Genomic DNA, 16,415 nt, shown 5'->3' with positions numbered 1-16,415 from the left:
CTGCTCATTGTTCACTGCTCCATTCCTCTTCCAATGCCGGGGATTAAAATCCACGGCAATTGATTGGTGTATTCTTTAGAAATTCGAATGATTTCAATTTCAAACTCCAGCTCAAGTCGTGGGTTAAAACCCACAGGCGAGGGCTTGTGACAACTGTTCACTGTAACCATTTAAGATTTTAGAAGGCAGATTTTAGATTTGACTTCACTACTCACTCCCCACTGCTAACTGTCAACTCTACAACTACCCGTTAGTCCACTGTCATTCCAAATTCATCATTCCAAATTCTACATTCCAATCACATTGTTCACTGTTCACTACTCACTCTTCATTTCTAATTCCTCATTCCTCATTCCAAATTCACCCCCTCTCCATAACAGATTCATTTTTTTTTCCTGTACCTTTGTTTTATCCAAAACAAATCATTTCACTGCCAAACAAAACAAAATGATGACCGAGGTCAAAATCTTCTCCGGGACCAATAGTAAAATTTTAGCTGAACAAATTGCCAAACACTACGGGAAAAAATTAGGGGATTTAACCATCTCCAAATTCAGCGATGGGGAGCTCTCTCCAAGTTTCAATGAGTCTGTAAGAGGCTGTACCGTGTTTTTGGTGCAGGCTACCAACCCCTCAGCTGATAATTTGATGGAACTTTGCCTCATGATTGATGCTGCGAAGCGTGCAAGTGCCTACAAGGTGTGTGCTGTTATTCCATATTATGGATATGCAAGACAGGATAGAAAAGATCGTCCGAGAGTTTCCATTGCTGCCAAATTGATTGCAAACATGTTGACTTCCGCGGGTGCTGACCGTATCATGACCTGCGATCTTCATGCTGGACAGATTCAGGGATTTTTTGATATTCCCCTAGATCACTTAAATGGCTCGGCCATTTTTGTGCCATACTTAGAGCGCATCAAAACTGAAAACCTGATTTTTGCAGCGCCTGATGTAGGTGGGGTAGCTAGAGCAAGGGCTTATGCCAAGCATTTTGAAGTAGAGATGGTTGTCTGCGATAAGCATAGGAAAAGAGCTAATGAAGTAGCTTCCATGCAAGTAATCGGTGATGTGGAAGGTAAAGATGTTGTGTTGGTGGATGACTTGGTAGACACTGCCGGCACGCTATGCAAAGCTGCACAAATCATCATGGACAAAGGAGCTCTTTCTGTTCGAGCGATTGCCACTCATGGAGTCCTTTCAGGAAATGCTTATCATAATCTCGAAAACTCTGTACTTACCGAACTGGTGATTACAGATACTATTCCTGTCAAACAAACCTCTCCAAAAATTAGAGTGTTGAGTGTGGCAGATCTTTTTGCCAAAGCTATTCATGCGGTAACTGGTAATACATCAATCAGTTCCTTGTTTATCTAAAATTAATTACCTCAACATTATAAAAAAAGCCCCGATTTTACATGAATCGGGGCTTTTTTAGTCTACTTGAGTTTTATTTATAGGGTTTCATATCCAGGGTTTTGAACCAATACTCCTTGAGAAACCAATAATTCATCTCTTGGAATTGGCCATACTCTTCTAAAGTCTGGCATACCCAACACTGTACCGATTCTATTGTACCGTACAAGGTCAAAAAAGCGGTGCCCCTCATAATTCAATTCTACTCTTCTTTCTTGAAGCAAAGCATCCACAAAAGCGTCAGTTGTTCCAAAACCAGACAATGCTTCCAATCCAGCACGTTCGCGGATAGTATTCAAATCAGCTAAGCCTGCATTTGGATCATTATTGGCAAATACAGCTGCTTCTGCTCTGATAAAGTAGATCTCTGCCAAGCGGAATACTTTTGTGTTATTTCCATTATTGTTGTCTGGATATTTATCCGAACGGAAGGAATTTCTACTAAAAGTGAATAAGTCAGCACGAGCATCCCCGTCCTCAAATGCATCCAATAAGGAAGGATCAACATTGTACTCATCTCTTCTGATGATATACGTGTTGAAGCTACTTTGATCCTGATCATTGAATTCCACATCAAAGATGGATTCAGCAGTTGGGGTCAAAGCCACATAAATATCACGCACATTGTCCAATAATTGGAATGGTCCTTCGGTGATGACTCTTTCTGCATCTTGAAAAGCCTCTGCATAATTCCCTCTATAGAGTTGAATGCGGGCTCTCAAGCTTAACGCCGCCCAAAAATTCATGCGTCCTCTGTCATTGAATCCAGGGAGTAAGTCTACGGCAGTATCCACATCCGACATGACCTGTGCATACACCTGCGCAACTGTACTTCTGCTCAAATTTGGAATTCTATTGAAGTCATTGTTTTCAATAGGTTCAATTAATAGCGGCAGACCAAAGGTTGAGCCTTCATTGAAAAACTCTCCGTAGATTCTCAGTAAATCAAAGTAAGCCAATGCCCTTATCGCATGTGCTTCACCCAAGACTCTGTTTCTTGCAGCTTGGGAGAATGTTCCGTCCTCCAAATCAGGCACACCAGCAATTAATAGATTCGTAATATTGATCACCCGGTAGATGTTAGGCCAAGCTTGCGTAATCCACAAATTGGTAAATGGGACAGCTCGTTGATCGATTTCTAATTGGGAATCAAAGAAACCTTGATAGCGTGCATTATCTGCAATCAAGTCATTATTGAGTACATATTCCAAACCATAATAATTGATATTTTGCATTCTGGAATATGCACCTAAGAGTATTGCGTTGGCAGATGTACCATCCACCAATGCAGCATTTGCATCCAAAGCAGTCAATGGATCCGGTTCCAAAATATCACAAGATTGGATCGTAAAGACTGCGAGTAATATATAAAGTAATTTTTTCATGTTCGCTAGCATTAAAGACCGATGTTAAAACCAAGTGATACACTTCTTGTCTGAGGGAAAGTACCGAAATCAGAACCTGCCAATCGAGGGTCTCTCGCATTTTGGCTAACCTCAGGATCCAGACCGGTGTATCGTGTCCATGTCAACAAGTTTTGAGCTTGCACAAATACTCTCAAACTTCTCACACCAATACGCTCTACACGCTGAGGAGTAAAGTTGTATCCCAAATTGATCATTCGTAAACGTAAGAATGAACCATCTTCCAACCATCTACTGGAATATTCTCTCCAGTTAACATTGGTTAGGGAAGCTCTAGGGATATCTGTTACATCACCAGGTTCCATCCAGCGATTATCAGCTAATCGGTGGTTATTGCCATCTGGAAGAGGGAATCCTAGTCCCAATCTACTCCAACCTAAGTTTTCATAAGTTGCTCTGGAATGGTTAAAGATTTGATTTCCCACGATGAAATTGAACAGTACATTTAAATCGAATCCCTTGTAACGGAAGTTATTATCCCATCCACCAAAGAAATCCGGTTGTGAGTTGCCTACAATTCTACGGTCTCCAGAGTTGATTACTCCGTCCCCATTTAAGTCAACCCATCGCATATTCCCTGTTTCAGGATCTACACCCTCTTGATCAATCAGGAAGAATGTTCCAATAGGATGGCCTACAGCCAAAATGTGAGAATCACTCAATACTTGCTCATCTATAACCAATTCCAATACCTTGTTTCTGATCCAAGAAATGTTGAATGCAGAACTCCACGTGAATGGACCGGATGCTAAAATTGCTCCTCTAATACCTAATTCAAGCCCTCTGTTTTCTACTTTACCAATATTGTCAATCACACTGGAGAAGCCTGAAATACCCGGTATAGGTCTGTTAAGAAGCAGGTCAGTAGTTGTTTTAACGAAGTAATCCCCTGTAAAGGTAATACGGTCATTAAGGACCCCAAAGTCAACACCCACGTTCCACTGCTCGGTGCTCTCCCAAGTAAGGTTAGCGTTGCTCAATTGTGCAGGAGTTAGGGTAGGTGCTAATCTATATGCAGAAACACCAAATAATCCTCTAGATGCAAAGTTTCCGATACCGTCTTGATTACCTACTACCCCGTAAGAAGCTCTGAATTTAAGGTCAGATACGGCTGTATTTCGTAAGAATTCTTCTTCACTTAAACGGTAGGCAACGGAGCCTGATGGGAAAATACCGAAACGGAAATTATCACCAAATCGGGAAGAACCATCTGCACGGACAGTGAAAGTTGCTAAGAATTTATCTGCATAGTTGTAATTACCTCGGAAGAAGTAAGATGCCAATCCCCAATCTGTACCGGAAGTGGATGCAGCTGTTACTCTACCTGCCACGGATAATTTAGTAAACTGATCACTAGGGAAGTTTTGTGCAGAGATAGAGGAAAAAGTTCTGGAAGATGCCTGATAAGAAGTACCTAGCAAAGCGCTGATGTTGTGACGGTTATCAGCACCAAAGCTTTTGGTGTAATTCAAATAGTTTTCAGCGATCCAGGTAAAGTCCTGAGTCGAACCAAAGGTACCAAAGCCATTGAAATTACCATTGACTGATTCACGGGAAATGATAGGCGTGTAAGATTCGTCTTCCAAATACGTGTAATCAATACCTAGAGTAGATCGCAAGGTCAAGCCAGGGGCTAGGGTTGCTTCTGCATAGGTGTTGGCTAACCCCCTTACAGTACGTGTGAATCGATGATAGTTTTCCGCAATCAGTACAGGGTTATCCAACATCCACCATCCAAAATAATCAAATGGGTCCGCATATGATCCATCAGCTTCACGTACAGGCATTAGTGGATCACCAGCCAATGTATTGATAACTACCCCATACAAAGAGTTGTCATTGATGGTACGGTCCTGTACGGTACGGCTAAGATTCATACTCGTACCCACCTTCAACCATTTTTTGGCTTGGGTGTCCACATTTAATCGGGCAGAAACCCGCTCAAAGCCGGTTCCTATTTGCACCCCATCTTGGTTAAAATAAGCCAATGAGGTGTAATACTGGGTTTTTTCATTTCCTCCAGAGATGGCCACATCATAACTTTGAATAGGAGCATCTCTGAAAATCTCTCTAAACCAACGTGTGTTTTGCAAATCAGGATCATCTGGTGAAAAACCCCATACATCCGTAATGTTATCATAAGGTAATTGGACACCTGCTCTCAAATCCTGACGGATAGCATCATTCATAAGGCTTAAAAATTCACTGGAGCTATGCATATCAATTTCATTGGTGATTCGCTGGAAACCATAAAATCCATTGATGTCGATTTTAGCATCTCCGGATTTTCCTCGCTTGGTCGTAATCAAAACTACCCCATTTGCACCTCTAGAACCGTAAATGGCAGCAGCGGAGGCATCCTTTAAGATTTCAATGGATTCGATATCTGCTGGGTTGATATCCGCAAGGGAGTTAGTGGCTTGACCTCCGGAGAATAAGCCCGATAGGTCTTCTGATATCATCGGAATCCCATCGATCACATACAAAGGCTGACTACTTGCAGAGAGAGAAGTGTTGCCTCGGATCTGCATGGTAATACCAGCACCGGGTGTTCCGGAAGGAGACTGTACAAATACACCTGCAGCCCTACCTTGTAGTGCGTTGTCCACACTGGCTACAGGCATGCGGTTGATGTCTTCTCCTTTGACGGAACCCACCGAGCCTGTCAAATCTCTACGGGACTGCGTGCCATAACCTACAACCACGACTTCATTCATGGTTCTGGCGTCAATCATCAACAAAACATTGAGATTGGTCTGATTGCCTACCAAGATTTCTTGGGTATCATACCCCACAAAAGAAAAAACCAAGGTTTGACCTTGGGCCACTTGAATGGAAAAGTTTCCATCAAGATCAGTTACCGTTCCGGAGGTGGTTCCTTTGACCAAGACATTTACCCCCGGTAAGGGCAGATTGTCTTCGGAGGAGGTTACCACACCCCTTACGTTTGTTGTTTGGGACATGGAAATGCTGATAGTAGTTAACAACATTACACATGTGACTAGTAAACGTTTCATCATACAAAATGAATTAAGTTGAAAGATGTATTTCATATTCTTGTGTAAAGAATTCTTCAAAATAGACAATTAATGGTCAAAGAATCAAATTATTTTAAGTTTTAAATGGATGAAAAAATAAACAAAATGTAGTTTATAAAATATTATTTTGCGTTTTAAATCAAATGCAAAACAATGCTTGGCTACAGAGTTTTTGATTGCAGGCTTTTTTGGGGGGTGTTTATTCTAAAAAAATAGTTGATTGTATCGTTTTTTCAAACATTTTTCTAACAAAAAAACCTTTCCAGCTGCTGGAAAGGTTAAGACCTTTTGTGGTGGACCAATTTCTTAGACTGAGAAGCTTTCCCCGCATCCACAGGTTCTAGATGCATTCGGGTTGACAAATTGGAATCCTTTGCCATTTAATCCATCAGAAAATTCTAAGACGGTACCGGCTAAGTACAATATACTTTTTTTATCTACCAAGATTTTGATCCCTTTATCTTCAAATACCTGATCTGTATCAACTACTTGAGCATCAAAATTCAGGTCATACATCAATCCTGAACAGCCGCCACCTTTGACGGATACGCGTATATTGTCATTTTCTTCACGGCCTTCTTCTTTTTTTAATTGAAGGATTCTTTCTTTGGCCTTTTCGGAAACTGTAATCATATTTTCACTAGGTTTAGCATGTGAAAGTAGTAACATTATTGCATTTGAAAAAATTCATGAATCAAGATATAAAATTTCAACTATGAGAAAAATTGAACATTTAGGCATTGCTGTATCTGATCTGGAAGCGTCCAACAATCTTTTTAAAAAACTCTTAGGGAATGCACACTATAAAGAAGAAACGGTAGAAAGTGAGGGGGTAAGCACGTCTTTTTTTATGATTGGAGAGACAAAAATTGAATTATTGGAAGCCACTCGAAGCACTAGTCCGATTGCAAAATTTATCGATAAAAAAGGAGAGGGTATCCATCATATCGCTTTTGATGTGGAGGATATTCATGCAGAAGTGGCTCGTTTGAAGGGGGAAGGATTCGAAATTTTAAATGAAACTCCAAAAGAAGGTGCAGATAATAAATTAGTGGTATTTTTGCACCCGAGAAGTACCAATGGTGTATTGGTGGAATTATGTCAGGAAAAGAAAGCCTAATGGAAAATCAGAAAAGAACCGAAATCAGTGAATTGGGAGAGTTTGGATTAATTGAGCGATTGAGTCAGCAATTGACTCCCCGTCATGCATCTACACTCAAAGGAATTGGAGACGATGCGGCAGTCATTGATTTGGGCGATGGAATGGTGCAAGTGGTTACCACAGATCTACTGGTGGAAGGCGTGCACTTTGATTTGTCCTACATGCCCTTGCAACATTTGGGCTTCAAGGCCATAGCTGTCAATGTTTCGGATGTAGCAGCAATGAATGCTATACCGAAGCAAGTCACTGTGAGCATTGCCTTGTCTAATCGCTTTTCGGTGGAGGCAGTAGAGGCCTTGTATGAAGGAATTCGTGCAGCAGCAGAACACTATGCAGTGGACGTTATCGGTGGCGATACGACAGCTTCCCGTTCGGGATTAGTAATTTCTGTGACTGCCATGGGTACTGCCAAAAAAGAAGAAATCAGCTTTCGTTCCGGTGCCCAATTGAATGATATTGTCTGTGTGACAGGTGATTTGGGTGGTGCTTTGATAGGTCTGCAAATTTTAGAAAGGGAAAAGCAGGTATACTTGGCGGATCCCAATATGAAGCCTGACTTGGAAAAATATGCTTATGTGACTGGTAGACAGCTCCGTCCTCAGGCACGAATGGATATCATTCATGAATTACGAGAGATGGGTGTAGTACCTACGAGTATGTTAGATGTTTCCGATGGACTAGCTTCCGAACTGTTTCATATCTGCAAGCAGTCAGCTTGTGGGGTGACTATTTATGAGGATAAACTGCCGATTGACAAACAGACCTTTGACACAGCGGTCGAGTTGTGCTTAGATCCTATCACTTGTGTGTTGAATGGAGGCGAAGACTATGAATTGCTCTTTACCATTCAGCAAAAAGATTTCAAAACCTTAGAGAAACACCCCGATATTCATTTCATAGGCCATATCTCACCAGCTTCAGAGGGAAAATCCTTGGTTACCAAAAGTGGAACTGTTGTGAATTTGAAAGCACAGGGTTGGAAGCATTTTTGAAGTATGCCATTCAGAGGTGACAAAAAACTGACAATTGTATTCCGACTGATCGGACAGATAGTTTCAAAAGTAACTTAACTTATTGTTAAAAAAATGTTTGAATGGGGAGTCCATTGTTTAAATGCAAATATTTTGAATTTTAAAGGTCTGCTATGAATTCTTCAAGGTTTTTATCAGCACCGAGTTGAAGACGATTTCGTAAGCGTTGCCTGGTTTTGTGTACGCTGTCAACAGATATTCCAAGCATGGCTGCCATTTGTTTGGTGGTTAATTCCATTCGAGTCAGTGCAGCCATTCGCTGTTCTGCGATAGTTATATCTGCTGCATTTTTTTTAAGATTTTGGAAAAAGGAAGGGTAAATTTTATCAAAAAGCGATTTGAATTTTGCCCAATCTCCCTCTTTGAGTATGGTCTGTTGGCTTAATTCGGCCACAAGTTGTTGTTGTTCAGAACTCAGTTGATTGTTATTTAATTCTTCTTCTAGCCTTGAGATAAGATTGGTTTTTTCGATAAAAAGCAGTGCGGCAAGCTCGGTGTAAACATGAGGTTCAATAGGGTAGGCTATTTTTTCAAAGAGGTCAACTCCATTTTTAGCATACATGACAGACCAAGCAAGCTCTCCAAATTATTCCTTCTCACCCTTTACTATAAGTGATCTTGTAGACACAATTTGCCATATCATCGGAGACGAGCATGCTGCCATCAGGTAACTGAAGTACATCCACGGGTCTTCCCCAAACTTCCTGGGTAGCATCATTGAGCCAACCATCTGCGAACACCTCTTCCCGAACTACCCGTTGATTTTCATCTAAAATCACACGGACCAGATTGTAGCCGATTTTTTTGCTTCGATTCCAAGAACCATGTTTTGCTATGAAAATATTATTTTGATAAGTGGAAGGGAATTGACTTCCTGTGTAAAATCGCATCCCCAAAGGAGCGGTATGTGGACCTAGTTTAGCTGCGGGAGCTGTATAAGCTGCTTGATCTTGCCCCTTATTCCCAAATTCAGGATCTCTCACATCCCCTGCATGCCAATAGGGATACCCAAAGTGCATACCCTTTTGTGGAGCATGATTCAATTCACAGTCTGGAATATCATCGCCCATCATATCCCTACCATTATCGGTAAACCATAAATCTTTGGTTTCTGGATGCCAGGCAAATCCTACAGTGTTGCGTACGCCATGTGCAAAAATCTCAGGTTTACTAGGGTTGCTCACATCGATGCGAGTAATACTGGCGAATATCTCTTCGGATTCGCAGATATTACAAGGTGCGCCTACTGGTACATAAAGAAGACCATCCGGTCCAAAGGCTATAAATTTCCATCCATGATGCGCTTTAGTTGGGTATTGGTCATAGACCACCTCGAAAGAAGGATTATCCAAATTTCTTGCAATGTCTTTGAATCGTAAGATTCTATTGACTTCGGCTACATAAAGATCCCCATTTTTATAAGCTACTCCATTGGGCATGCGAAGCCCTGAAGCCAAGGTGTATTTTTGGTCGGCTTTTCCATCGCCATTACTATCATGAAGTGCATACACATTTTTTCCCTGTCGATTCCCAACAAAAATAATACTGCCGTCTTCATTGGAAGCCAAGGATCGAGCATCAGGAACATCTTCGGCCCAAACTTCTATGCTGAATCCTTCTGGCAGTCGGATGCTTTCCAACTGAATTTCTGGATTGGATTTCTTTTGGGCATTGCAGCTCAAAGAACAGAAAACTATAAAGGCTGCGATTATAAGAGTGAAGCGTCTCATGGTTGGTTCATTCAATTGTTAAAACATTCTAAGGTATCAAAATTAGTACTCTTTGACTAGCGTATTTGTTTAATTGGCATGAACGTTTGGATTATCGAACATTTTCTAAGCCTTAGTTGGTTTGTTTGGTTATTTTTGTGCCATGTTATCGATTTCTAATCTCTCGTATTTTATTGGTGGAAGGGCCCTTTACGAAAATGCCTCCCTTCATATTCGTCCAAAGGACAAAATTGGCTTAGTTGGTATGAATGGAACGGGAAAGTCCACCCTGCTAAAAATCATCAACGGAGACTATCAACCCAGTTCGGGTGAGGTCCAAAAAGCAAAAGATTGTACCATTGGATTTTTGAATCAGGATTTGCTTTCCTACCAATCTGAGGATAGTATTTTGGATGTCGCATTGGAGGCTTTCAAGGATACACTTGCTTTGCAAGCAGAAATCGATGAGGTTCTCAAACAGATGGAGACGGATTATTCCGACGAAATCATCAATAAATTGGCCAAGCTGCAAGACCGCTTTGAAGCAAATGAAGGGTACACTATCAAAGCAAAAGCGGAAGAGGTCTTGGAAGGGATTGGTTTTCAAACAGCTGATTTGAAAAGACCCTTGAAGACATTTTCGGGGGGATGGCGTATGCGGGTGATGCTAGCGAAGTTGCTGTTGGAAAAGCCAGCCTTACTCATGCTCGATGAGCCTACCAACCACTTGGACTTACCTTCCATACAGTGGGTAGAAAATTATTTGAAGTCCTATGAGGGTGCGGTAGTGGTGGTTTCTCACGATCAGGAATTTTTGGATAATTGCGTTTCCATTACAGTAGAGGTAGCCAATGGGACGCTGACGAGTTACTCTGGAAATTATTCCTTCTTCCAAGAAGAGAAAAAGGAGCGAATGGAGATTCAGCAAAACGCCTATGAAAATCAGCAGCAGATGATTAAGCAAACGGAGCGATTCATTGAACGTTTCCGTGCCAAAGCTACCAAATCCAATCAGGTTCAATCCAGAATTAAAGCTCTGGATAGATTAGAACGGGTCAACGAGGTGGTGGATGATAATATTTCTGTCAATTTTAAGTTTAAATTTTCCCAAAAATCAGGAAGAGATTTGGTCGTGTTAGAAAATGTTTCCAAAGCCTATGGGGATTTGGTGATTCTGAAAAATTCCACGGCCCGGATTGAGCGAGGAGATAAAATTGCCTTGATTGGGGCTAATGGAAAAGGTAAGTCTACCTTGCTAAGGATCATTGATGGAACAGAACCTATCGAAGGTAAGCGTGAACATGGCTATAATGTCATCAAATCATTTTATGCGCAGCATCAGTTGGAGGCTTTAAATGTAGACAATGAGATTTTACAGGAAATGCAGCAGGCAGGAAGTGGGAAGTTGGATACAGAGTTGCGAAATGTATTGGGTTGCTTTTTATTCACCAACGAGGATGTCTTTAAAAAAATCAAGGTATTGTCAGGAGGTGAAAAATCCAGAGTTGCCTTGGCTAAGACGCTGATTTCTGAAGCCAACTTTCTCTTGCTAGATGAGCCTACCAACCATTTGGACATGCAGTCCGTAAATATTTTGATCCAAGCATTGCAGCAATATGAGGGAACTTTCATTACAGTCTCTCACGATAGGCACTTTATCCGAGGAGTTGCTAATAAAATCTGGTATATTGAAGATCAGCAAATCAAGGAATATCCTGGTACATATGAAGAATATGTGTATTGGAAATCCCAACAAGAAGAAATCCCTGTGCATAAATCAGAGGTAAAGATTGCTCTTGCCAAGAAAAGAGAAGTAAGTCCTTCGGATGAGCATTTGTGGAAAAAAGAATTGAAGAAAAAGGAACAGGAACTCACGCAGATTGAGGAACAGGTAATGGCGGTAGAGCTGGAAAAAGAAGCAACTGAGCAAGCAATGGCTTTGCCTGAAAATTACGAATCTTCTGAAAAATTGCAGGTTTTGAACCAATTATACGATCAATTAAAGAAAAAGGAACAGGATTTGAATACCAGTTGGGAGCTATTGGTAGAGGCCATTAGTGATTTGCAGGACAAGTTAGCTGGAAAATAAATCACTGTATAAATTAAAGAACCTATGAGAGTTTTACTTAGTCTTATTTTTTTAACTTTTGTAAGTCCTGTTTTTTCACAAACGGTGTATGAGGATAGGATATTCGATGAAAATATTCTTTCTGCACGTTTGTTTCCAAGAGCGGGTGATTTTTCTGCCCAGTTCAATACGCCTGTGATTGAGTTGAATAGTGGTACACAATTGTTGCTGAGTTTTGATGATTTGGCTTATGATCCGGATTTGTATTCCGTTAAATTGATTCATTGTACCATGGATTGGACTCCTTCAGATTTGAAGGAGCCAGAGTATTTGAATCAATTCAATGAATTCAATGTCTTGGACTATAATTACTCTATTGATACAAGGATTCCTTACATTCATTACAATTTCGTAGTGCCTCCGGTGACTAAATCAGGGAATTATGTTTTGGTGATGTACAGGGGACGGGATATCAATCAAACTGTACTCACGAAGCGTTTTATGGTTTTCCAAAAAACGCTTGGAGTAGCGGGCAGAGTTGTGCCTCCTAGCCAGAATGAAAATAGGAGGGAAGTACAGCAGATCAATGTTTCTATTAATTATAAGGGCAGAGAGCTCTTTGACCCCCTAAACAATGTTCGGGTAGTCATCCGCCAAAATCAGCAATGGGACAATAAGCGTATATTGAAGCAGCCAACTATGCTTCGAGAAGATACACGGATGATGGAATACAACTTATTTGATGGATCCAATGTCTTTTGGGGAGGAAATGAATTTCGATTTATTGACTTACGCTTTGTAAGAGCTCGTGGGATGAATGTACGCTCAATTCAGATGGAATCTGATGTAGTCTATGCAGAGGCGGTTGTAGACAAAGCCAGACGAAACACTACCTACAATGAGTACTTGGATGTCAATGGGCAATTTGCGATCATGAATGTAGAAAGAAGGAATTATGACCTGGAGAGTGAATACATGGTGACTACCTTCAACCTATCTGCAGAAGGCGTAACGGACACACCTTATATAGTAGGTGCCTTTACACAATGGGGCAAAGATCCGGCAGCGAAAATGGAATTGAATAAGCGGACCAATACCTATCAGGCAACGATTCTGATGAAGCAGGGATGGTATGATTATATGTATGGATATAAATCTGGAGAGGGTTTTGACACCCGGTCTTTAGAAGGAAGCTTCTTTGAGACGGAGAATGAATATGAAATCTTTGTCTATTACCGAGATATGGGTTCCCGATACGATGAATTAATCGGATATTTCAACCTTAATCCTAATAAGCGAAGATTCTAAGTATAAAAAAATCCGGCTGAAAAGCCGGATTTAATTTTTTAAAGTTCTTCTGAACTACCTTCCTCCAATTCTGAAGGTCTTTGTCTTTCGCTAGGCTTGTAAGGAACGAATCCTTCTCGCTTAAACTTGTAAGGCGTTGTACGCTGTACCGTAGCATGATTCGCTAAGTCTAACATACCAAAACCTTTATGGGTGAAAGCACCCAAGCCACATTTGAAGACAAAGTCTTGTACTTCCGGTGCTGCATACAAAGTAAATGGAAGCGTGTAGCCTCTTACTTCATACTTTACATCCATATCATACACAGAGTAGATTCTAGCAAATTTCTTTTGCTGCTCTCTCAGCTTGTTTACATAATTCATGTCCGGTACCACTTGGAACTTGTAGAAGGACTCCATCTGCTCTTGGGTATACCAACCAGACCTTTCCATACGAGTAAGGGTAGATTCATATAACAGATCCGAAAATTCGTCGGTATCTGGATTTATGAACCTTTTGCCTGACTCATCATTGAAAGCTGGTGTCAATAATACCAAAGGAGAGATACAAACGAACTTGTTTGAAGTCTCTAATTCAGGTTCTGATTCCAGTTCAGTGTACTCAGGGGATAGAATAAGGTTTCCTAATTCAATCTTAGGCGTAGCAAAAACTTGTTCAAGCAAATAGTCCATGAACTCCTCATTTGGTGACGAAAGGACAAGGGTAACTAAACTTGAATAGTAATGAAGCCCACTTCTACTCACTTTGGTCTGACCTTTCAAACCAGAGAAGTTGAAGTAATTGTAATTGAAAAACTCTTCTTTGCCTCCTTTGACAATGAGACCTTTTAGGAACTGTGCCAGTATGTACTGGTGGTGAAAGGGTAAATAAGCTCCTTTGTTTTTTAACGAAAATATCAATCTTATTCTCACGGGTAATAAAAATATTTATGAAACAATGATTAAATTATAATTATTAACGTTTGTTGGGTAATTAAGTTGTGGATAAATTTAGCAATAATTTTTTAACAAATATCAGACATTAAATCTAAAATGCATAATGTCACCATCTTTTACGATATATTCTTTTCCTTCAATGGCAATTTTACCATTTTCGCGGCATGCTGCCTCAGTTTTGAACTTCTCGTAATCATCTAATTTGATCACTTCTGCTTTGATAAACCCGCGCTCGAAGTCTGTATGAATCACTCCGGCTGCCTGCGGCGCTTTCCAACCCTTTTTGATGGTCCAAGCTCTTACTTCTTGCACACCTGCGGTAAAATAGGTGATCAAATCAAGTAGAGTATAAGCACCACGGATCAATTTATTCAAGCCACTTTCATCTAGACCGTATTCGGATAAGAATAGTTCTTTTTCTTCCAAGTCTTCAAACTCAGCTATTTGAGATTCAATGGCAGCACACAGAACAATGACATCCGCTTGTTCTTCTTTTACTTTCTCACGTAGTTGTTCTACAAATTCATTTCCTGTCAGAATACTGTTCTCGTCCACGTTTGCTACGTAAAGCACAGGTTTGATGGTAAGTAAATGAAGGTCTCTTACGGCTTCCAAATCTTCTTTTTCTACTTGTACCGCACGGGCATTTTTACCAGCAGTCAGTTCGGCCTTGAATAGTTGAAGAATTTCCAGCTCTTTTTTTGCCTTAGCATCGCCAGATTTTGCGATTTTTTCTAATCGCAAAATTTTCTTGTCTACAGACTCGATATCTTTAAGCTGTAATTCAGTATCTATCACCTCTTTGTCAAAAATAGGATCCACTCCACCTGCTACGTGAACAATGTTGTCATCCTGAAAACATCTTACGACATGGATGATTGCATCTACCTCTCGGATATTTGCTAGAAATTTATTGCCCAAGCCTTCACCTTTCGAGGCACCTTTGACTAAGCCGGCAATATCTACGAACTCAATCACGGTGGGCACCACTTTTTGTGGATTTACCAAGTTTTCCAAGGTTTTCAAGCGTTGGTCGGGCACTGTTACCACACCTACGTTTGGTTCGATTGTACAAAAGGGGAAATTTGCCGCTTCTGCTTTTGCACTGGATAATGCATTGAAAAGGGTTGATTTTCCCACGTTGGGCAACCCTACAATACCGCACTGTAATGCCATTGTTCGTTGTTTTACAATTTGAAGATTTTGTACTCCCTGTAACCTCTTAGAAATTCCAGAAAGGAAACCCTAAAAATGGTATACACAGGGATTGCAAAAATCATCCCTAAAATGCCGGCGATTTTTGCACCGGCAAAGATAATAACAAATATTTCAAGCGGATGCGCTTTTACAGATTTCGAAAAAATTAATGGTTGCAAGAGTACATTATCCGTCAATTGTACCACCGCAAAGACGGAAAGAATCTTAAAAACCATAAATAGGATTTCGTTGGTTTCAGCAAAAGTACCTGTAGATAATCCTACCAATACTCCAAAAGTGGATCCTAAGATTGGCCCTGCATAGGGGATTAAGTTCGCTACTGCGGCAAAAAATGCGATTGTCAGTGCATACTCTATTCCCATCAAGGTAAGTCCAATGGAAGCTATTGAAAATATGGTAGTAATTTGAATCAATAAGCCGACCAAGTAATTGGAAAGTAGACGCTCCACTTTACTGAAAGCAGCCACGGAGAGCTCAAAGTAGGCGTTGGGTATTAAGTTGATAATATTTCTTCTCAAAAGTCCATTTTCCAACAAAAGAAAAAAGGTAATAAACAAAACAGCCATCAAAGCAATCAAAAAGGAGCTTGTGGTGTTCAATATACTGTTGATGACCCCCTGGAAATTAATGGCTTTGAAACTATTGACCATGGTTTCCCGAACCTGAGTGATTAGAAAGCCCGGTTCGCCTTTGATGATTTCATATTGGATCAAAATATCCTCTACTTTGCCAACTGGATTTTGAATCTGCTCATAAATATAATCCAAATCATAGGAAGAAATAACTTCAATTTGATTACCGATCAATGGAAGGAAGAGTAAACTCATCAAGAATATCAATAATCCGATCACCGAAAAGGAGGTAAGGATTGCAAACCATCGGGGTATATTTTGACCGAATAGCTGGAATGAATTCAACCGATTGGTCAATGGTCGGAGGATAGCCGCCAAAACAATAGAAAAAATGAAATAAAGGGTGATGTTTGAAAAATACCATCCCAACACAAATACCAACACTAGTAGGATACTGAGGATGAGAATTGGTTTTTTCATAAGGATTGAAAAAAAGAGAAAGGGTTTAATTGCAATTAGACTCTAGATTACGAA

At 40.5% G+C, this 16,415-nt stretch carries 14 protein-coding genes; 5 read left to right on the top strand and 9 right to left on the bottom strand.

The features are described 5' to 3' along the window. Positions 1–11: 11 nt before the first annotated feature. Positions 12–170, bottom strand: coding sequence for a hypothetical protein (locus ACXIUD_RS13915; RefSeq protein WP_458053249.1), 159 nt, complete (start codon positions 168–170; stop codon positions 12–14). A gap of 280 nt (positions 171–450) precedes the next feature. On the opposite strand from ACXIUD_RS13915, the gene ACXIUD_RS13910 reads away from it, so the two are divergent. Then, complete coding sequence (locus tag ACXIUD_RS13910; RefSeq protein WP_458053253.1) at positions 451–1,377, top strand: ribose-phosphate pyrophosphokinase; 927 nt, start codon at positions 451–453, stop codon at positions 1,375–1,377. 77 nt (positions 1,378–1,454) lie between these two features. Here the strand turns inward: ACXIUD_RS13910 and ACXIUD_RS13905 are convergent, their stop codons facing one another. The 3 genes from ACXIUD_RS13905 to ACXIUD_RS13895 form a co-directional block, all read right to left on the bottom strand. After that, entirely contained in the window at positions 1,455–2,801 is a 1,347-nt protein-coding gene (locus tag ACXIUD_RS13905) for a RagB/SusD family nutrient uptake outer membrane protein (RefSeq protein WP_458053248.1), read from the bottom strand. 11 nt (positions 2,802–2,812) lie between these two features. Then, positions 2,813–5,860 carry a SusC/RagA family TonB-linked outer membrane protein gene (locus ACXIUD_RS13900; protein WP_458053247.1) on the bottom strand — a complete coding sequence of 1,016 codons (3,048 nt, stop codon included), beginning with the start codon at positions 5,858–5,860 and terminating at the stop codon, positions 2,813–2,815. A gap of 324 nt (positions 5,861–6,184) precedes the next feature. Next, complete coding sequence (locus tag ACXIUD_RS13895; protein WP_458053246.1) at positions 6,185–6,511, bottom strand: HesB/IscA family protein; 327 nt, start codon at positions 6,509–6,511, stop codon at positions 6,185–6,187. A gap of 82 nt (positions 6,512–6,593) precedes the next feature. Here ACXIUD_RS13895 and mce point away from each other — a divergent pair, with 82 nt between their 5' ends. Together mce and thiL are read left to right on the top strand one after the other, a co-directional pair. After that, a complete protein-coding gene (gene mce / locus ACXIUD_RS13890) occupies positions 6,594–6,998 on the top strand; it encodes a methylmalonyl-CoA epimerase (protein WP_458053245.1) in 405 nt (134 codons plus the stop codon). Further along, complete coding sequence (gene thiL / locus ACXIUD_RS13885) at positions 6,998–8,032, top strand: thiamine-phosphate kinase (RefSeq protein ID WP_458053244.1); 1,035 nt, start codon at positions 6,998–7,000, stop codon at positions 8,030–8,032. Before mce ends, thiL begins: the two co-directional genes overlap by 1 nt. Positions 8,033–8,171: 139 nt before the next feature. Here thiL and ACXIUD_RS13880 read toward each other — a convergent pair whose 3' ends face one another. Together ACXIUD_RS13880 and ACXIUD_RS13875 are read right to left on the bottom strand one after the other, a co-directional pair. Further along, complete coding sequence (locus tag ACXIUD_RS13880) at positions 8,172–8,633, bottom strand: hypothetical protein (RefSeq protein ID WP_458053243.1); 462 nt, start codon at positions 8,631–8,633, stop codon at positions 8,172–8,174. Positions 8,634–8,667: 34 nt separating this feature from the next. Beyond that, complete coding sequence (locus ACXIUD_RS13875) at positions 8,668–9,801, bottom strand: PQQ-dependent sugar dehydrogenase (RefSeq protein ID WP_458053242.1); 1,134 nt, start codon at positions 9,799–9,801, stop codon at positions 8,668–8,670. A 142-nt stretch (positions 9,802–9,943) separates the two neighbouring features. Between ACXIUD_RS13875 and abc-f the strand changes: the two genes are divergently transcribed. Together abc-f and ACXIUD_RS13865 are read left to right on the top strand one after the other, a co-directional pair. Next, on the top strand, positions 9,944–11,869 hold the full coding sequence (abc-f, locus tag ACXIUD_RS13870; protein ID WP_458053241.1) for a ribosomal protection-like ABC-F family protein: 1,926 nt from the start codon (positions 9,944–9,946) through the stop codon (positions 11,867–11,869). A 24-nt stretch (positions 11,870–11,893) separates the two neighbouring features. After that, on the top strand, positions 11,894–13,156 hold the full coding sequence (locus ACXIUD_RS13865) for a type IX secretion system plug protein (RefSeq protein ID WP_458053240.1): 1,263 nt from the start codon (positions 11,894–11,896) through the stop codon (positions 13,154–13,156). Between the two features lie 38 nt (positions 13,157–13,194). On the opposite strand, the gene cas6 is transcribed toward ACXIUD_RS13865, so the two are convergent. From cas6 to ACXIUD_RS13850, 3 genes are all read right to left on the bottom strand, one after another. Further along, the gene (gene cas6 / locus ACXIUD_RS13860) at positions 13,195–14,067 is read right to left on the bottom strand and encodes a CRISPR-associated endoribonuclease Cas6 (RefSeq protein WP_458053239.1); all 873 of its coding nucleotides are present in this window, start codon (positions 14,065–14,067) and stop codon (positions 13,195–13,197) included. A 102-nt stretch (positions 14,068–14,169) separates the two neighbouring features. Next, entirely contained in the window at positions 14,170–15,267 is a 1,098-nt protein-coding gene (ychF, locus tag ACXIUD_RS13855; RefSeq protein ID WP_458053238.1) for a redox-regulated ATPase YchF, read from the bottom strand. Between the two features lie 11 nt (positions 15,268–15,278). Then, a complete protein-coding gene (locus ACXIUD_RS13850; protein ID WP_458053237.1) occupies positions 15,279–16,361 on the bottom strand; it encodes an AI-2E family transporter in 1,083 nt (360 codons plus the stop codon). Positions 16,362–16,415: the final 54 nt, after the last annotated feature.

The organism is Mongoliitalea sp., from assembly GCF_054166905.1.
This window is presented reverse-complemented; position numbering and strand designations above follow the sequence as displayed.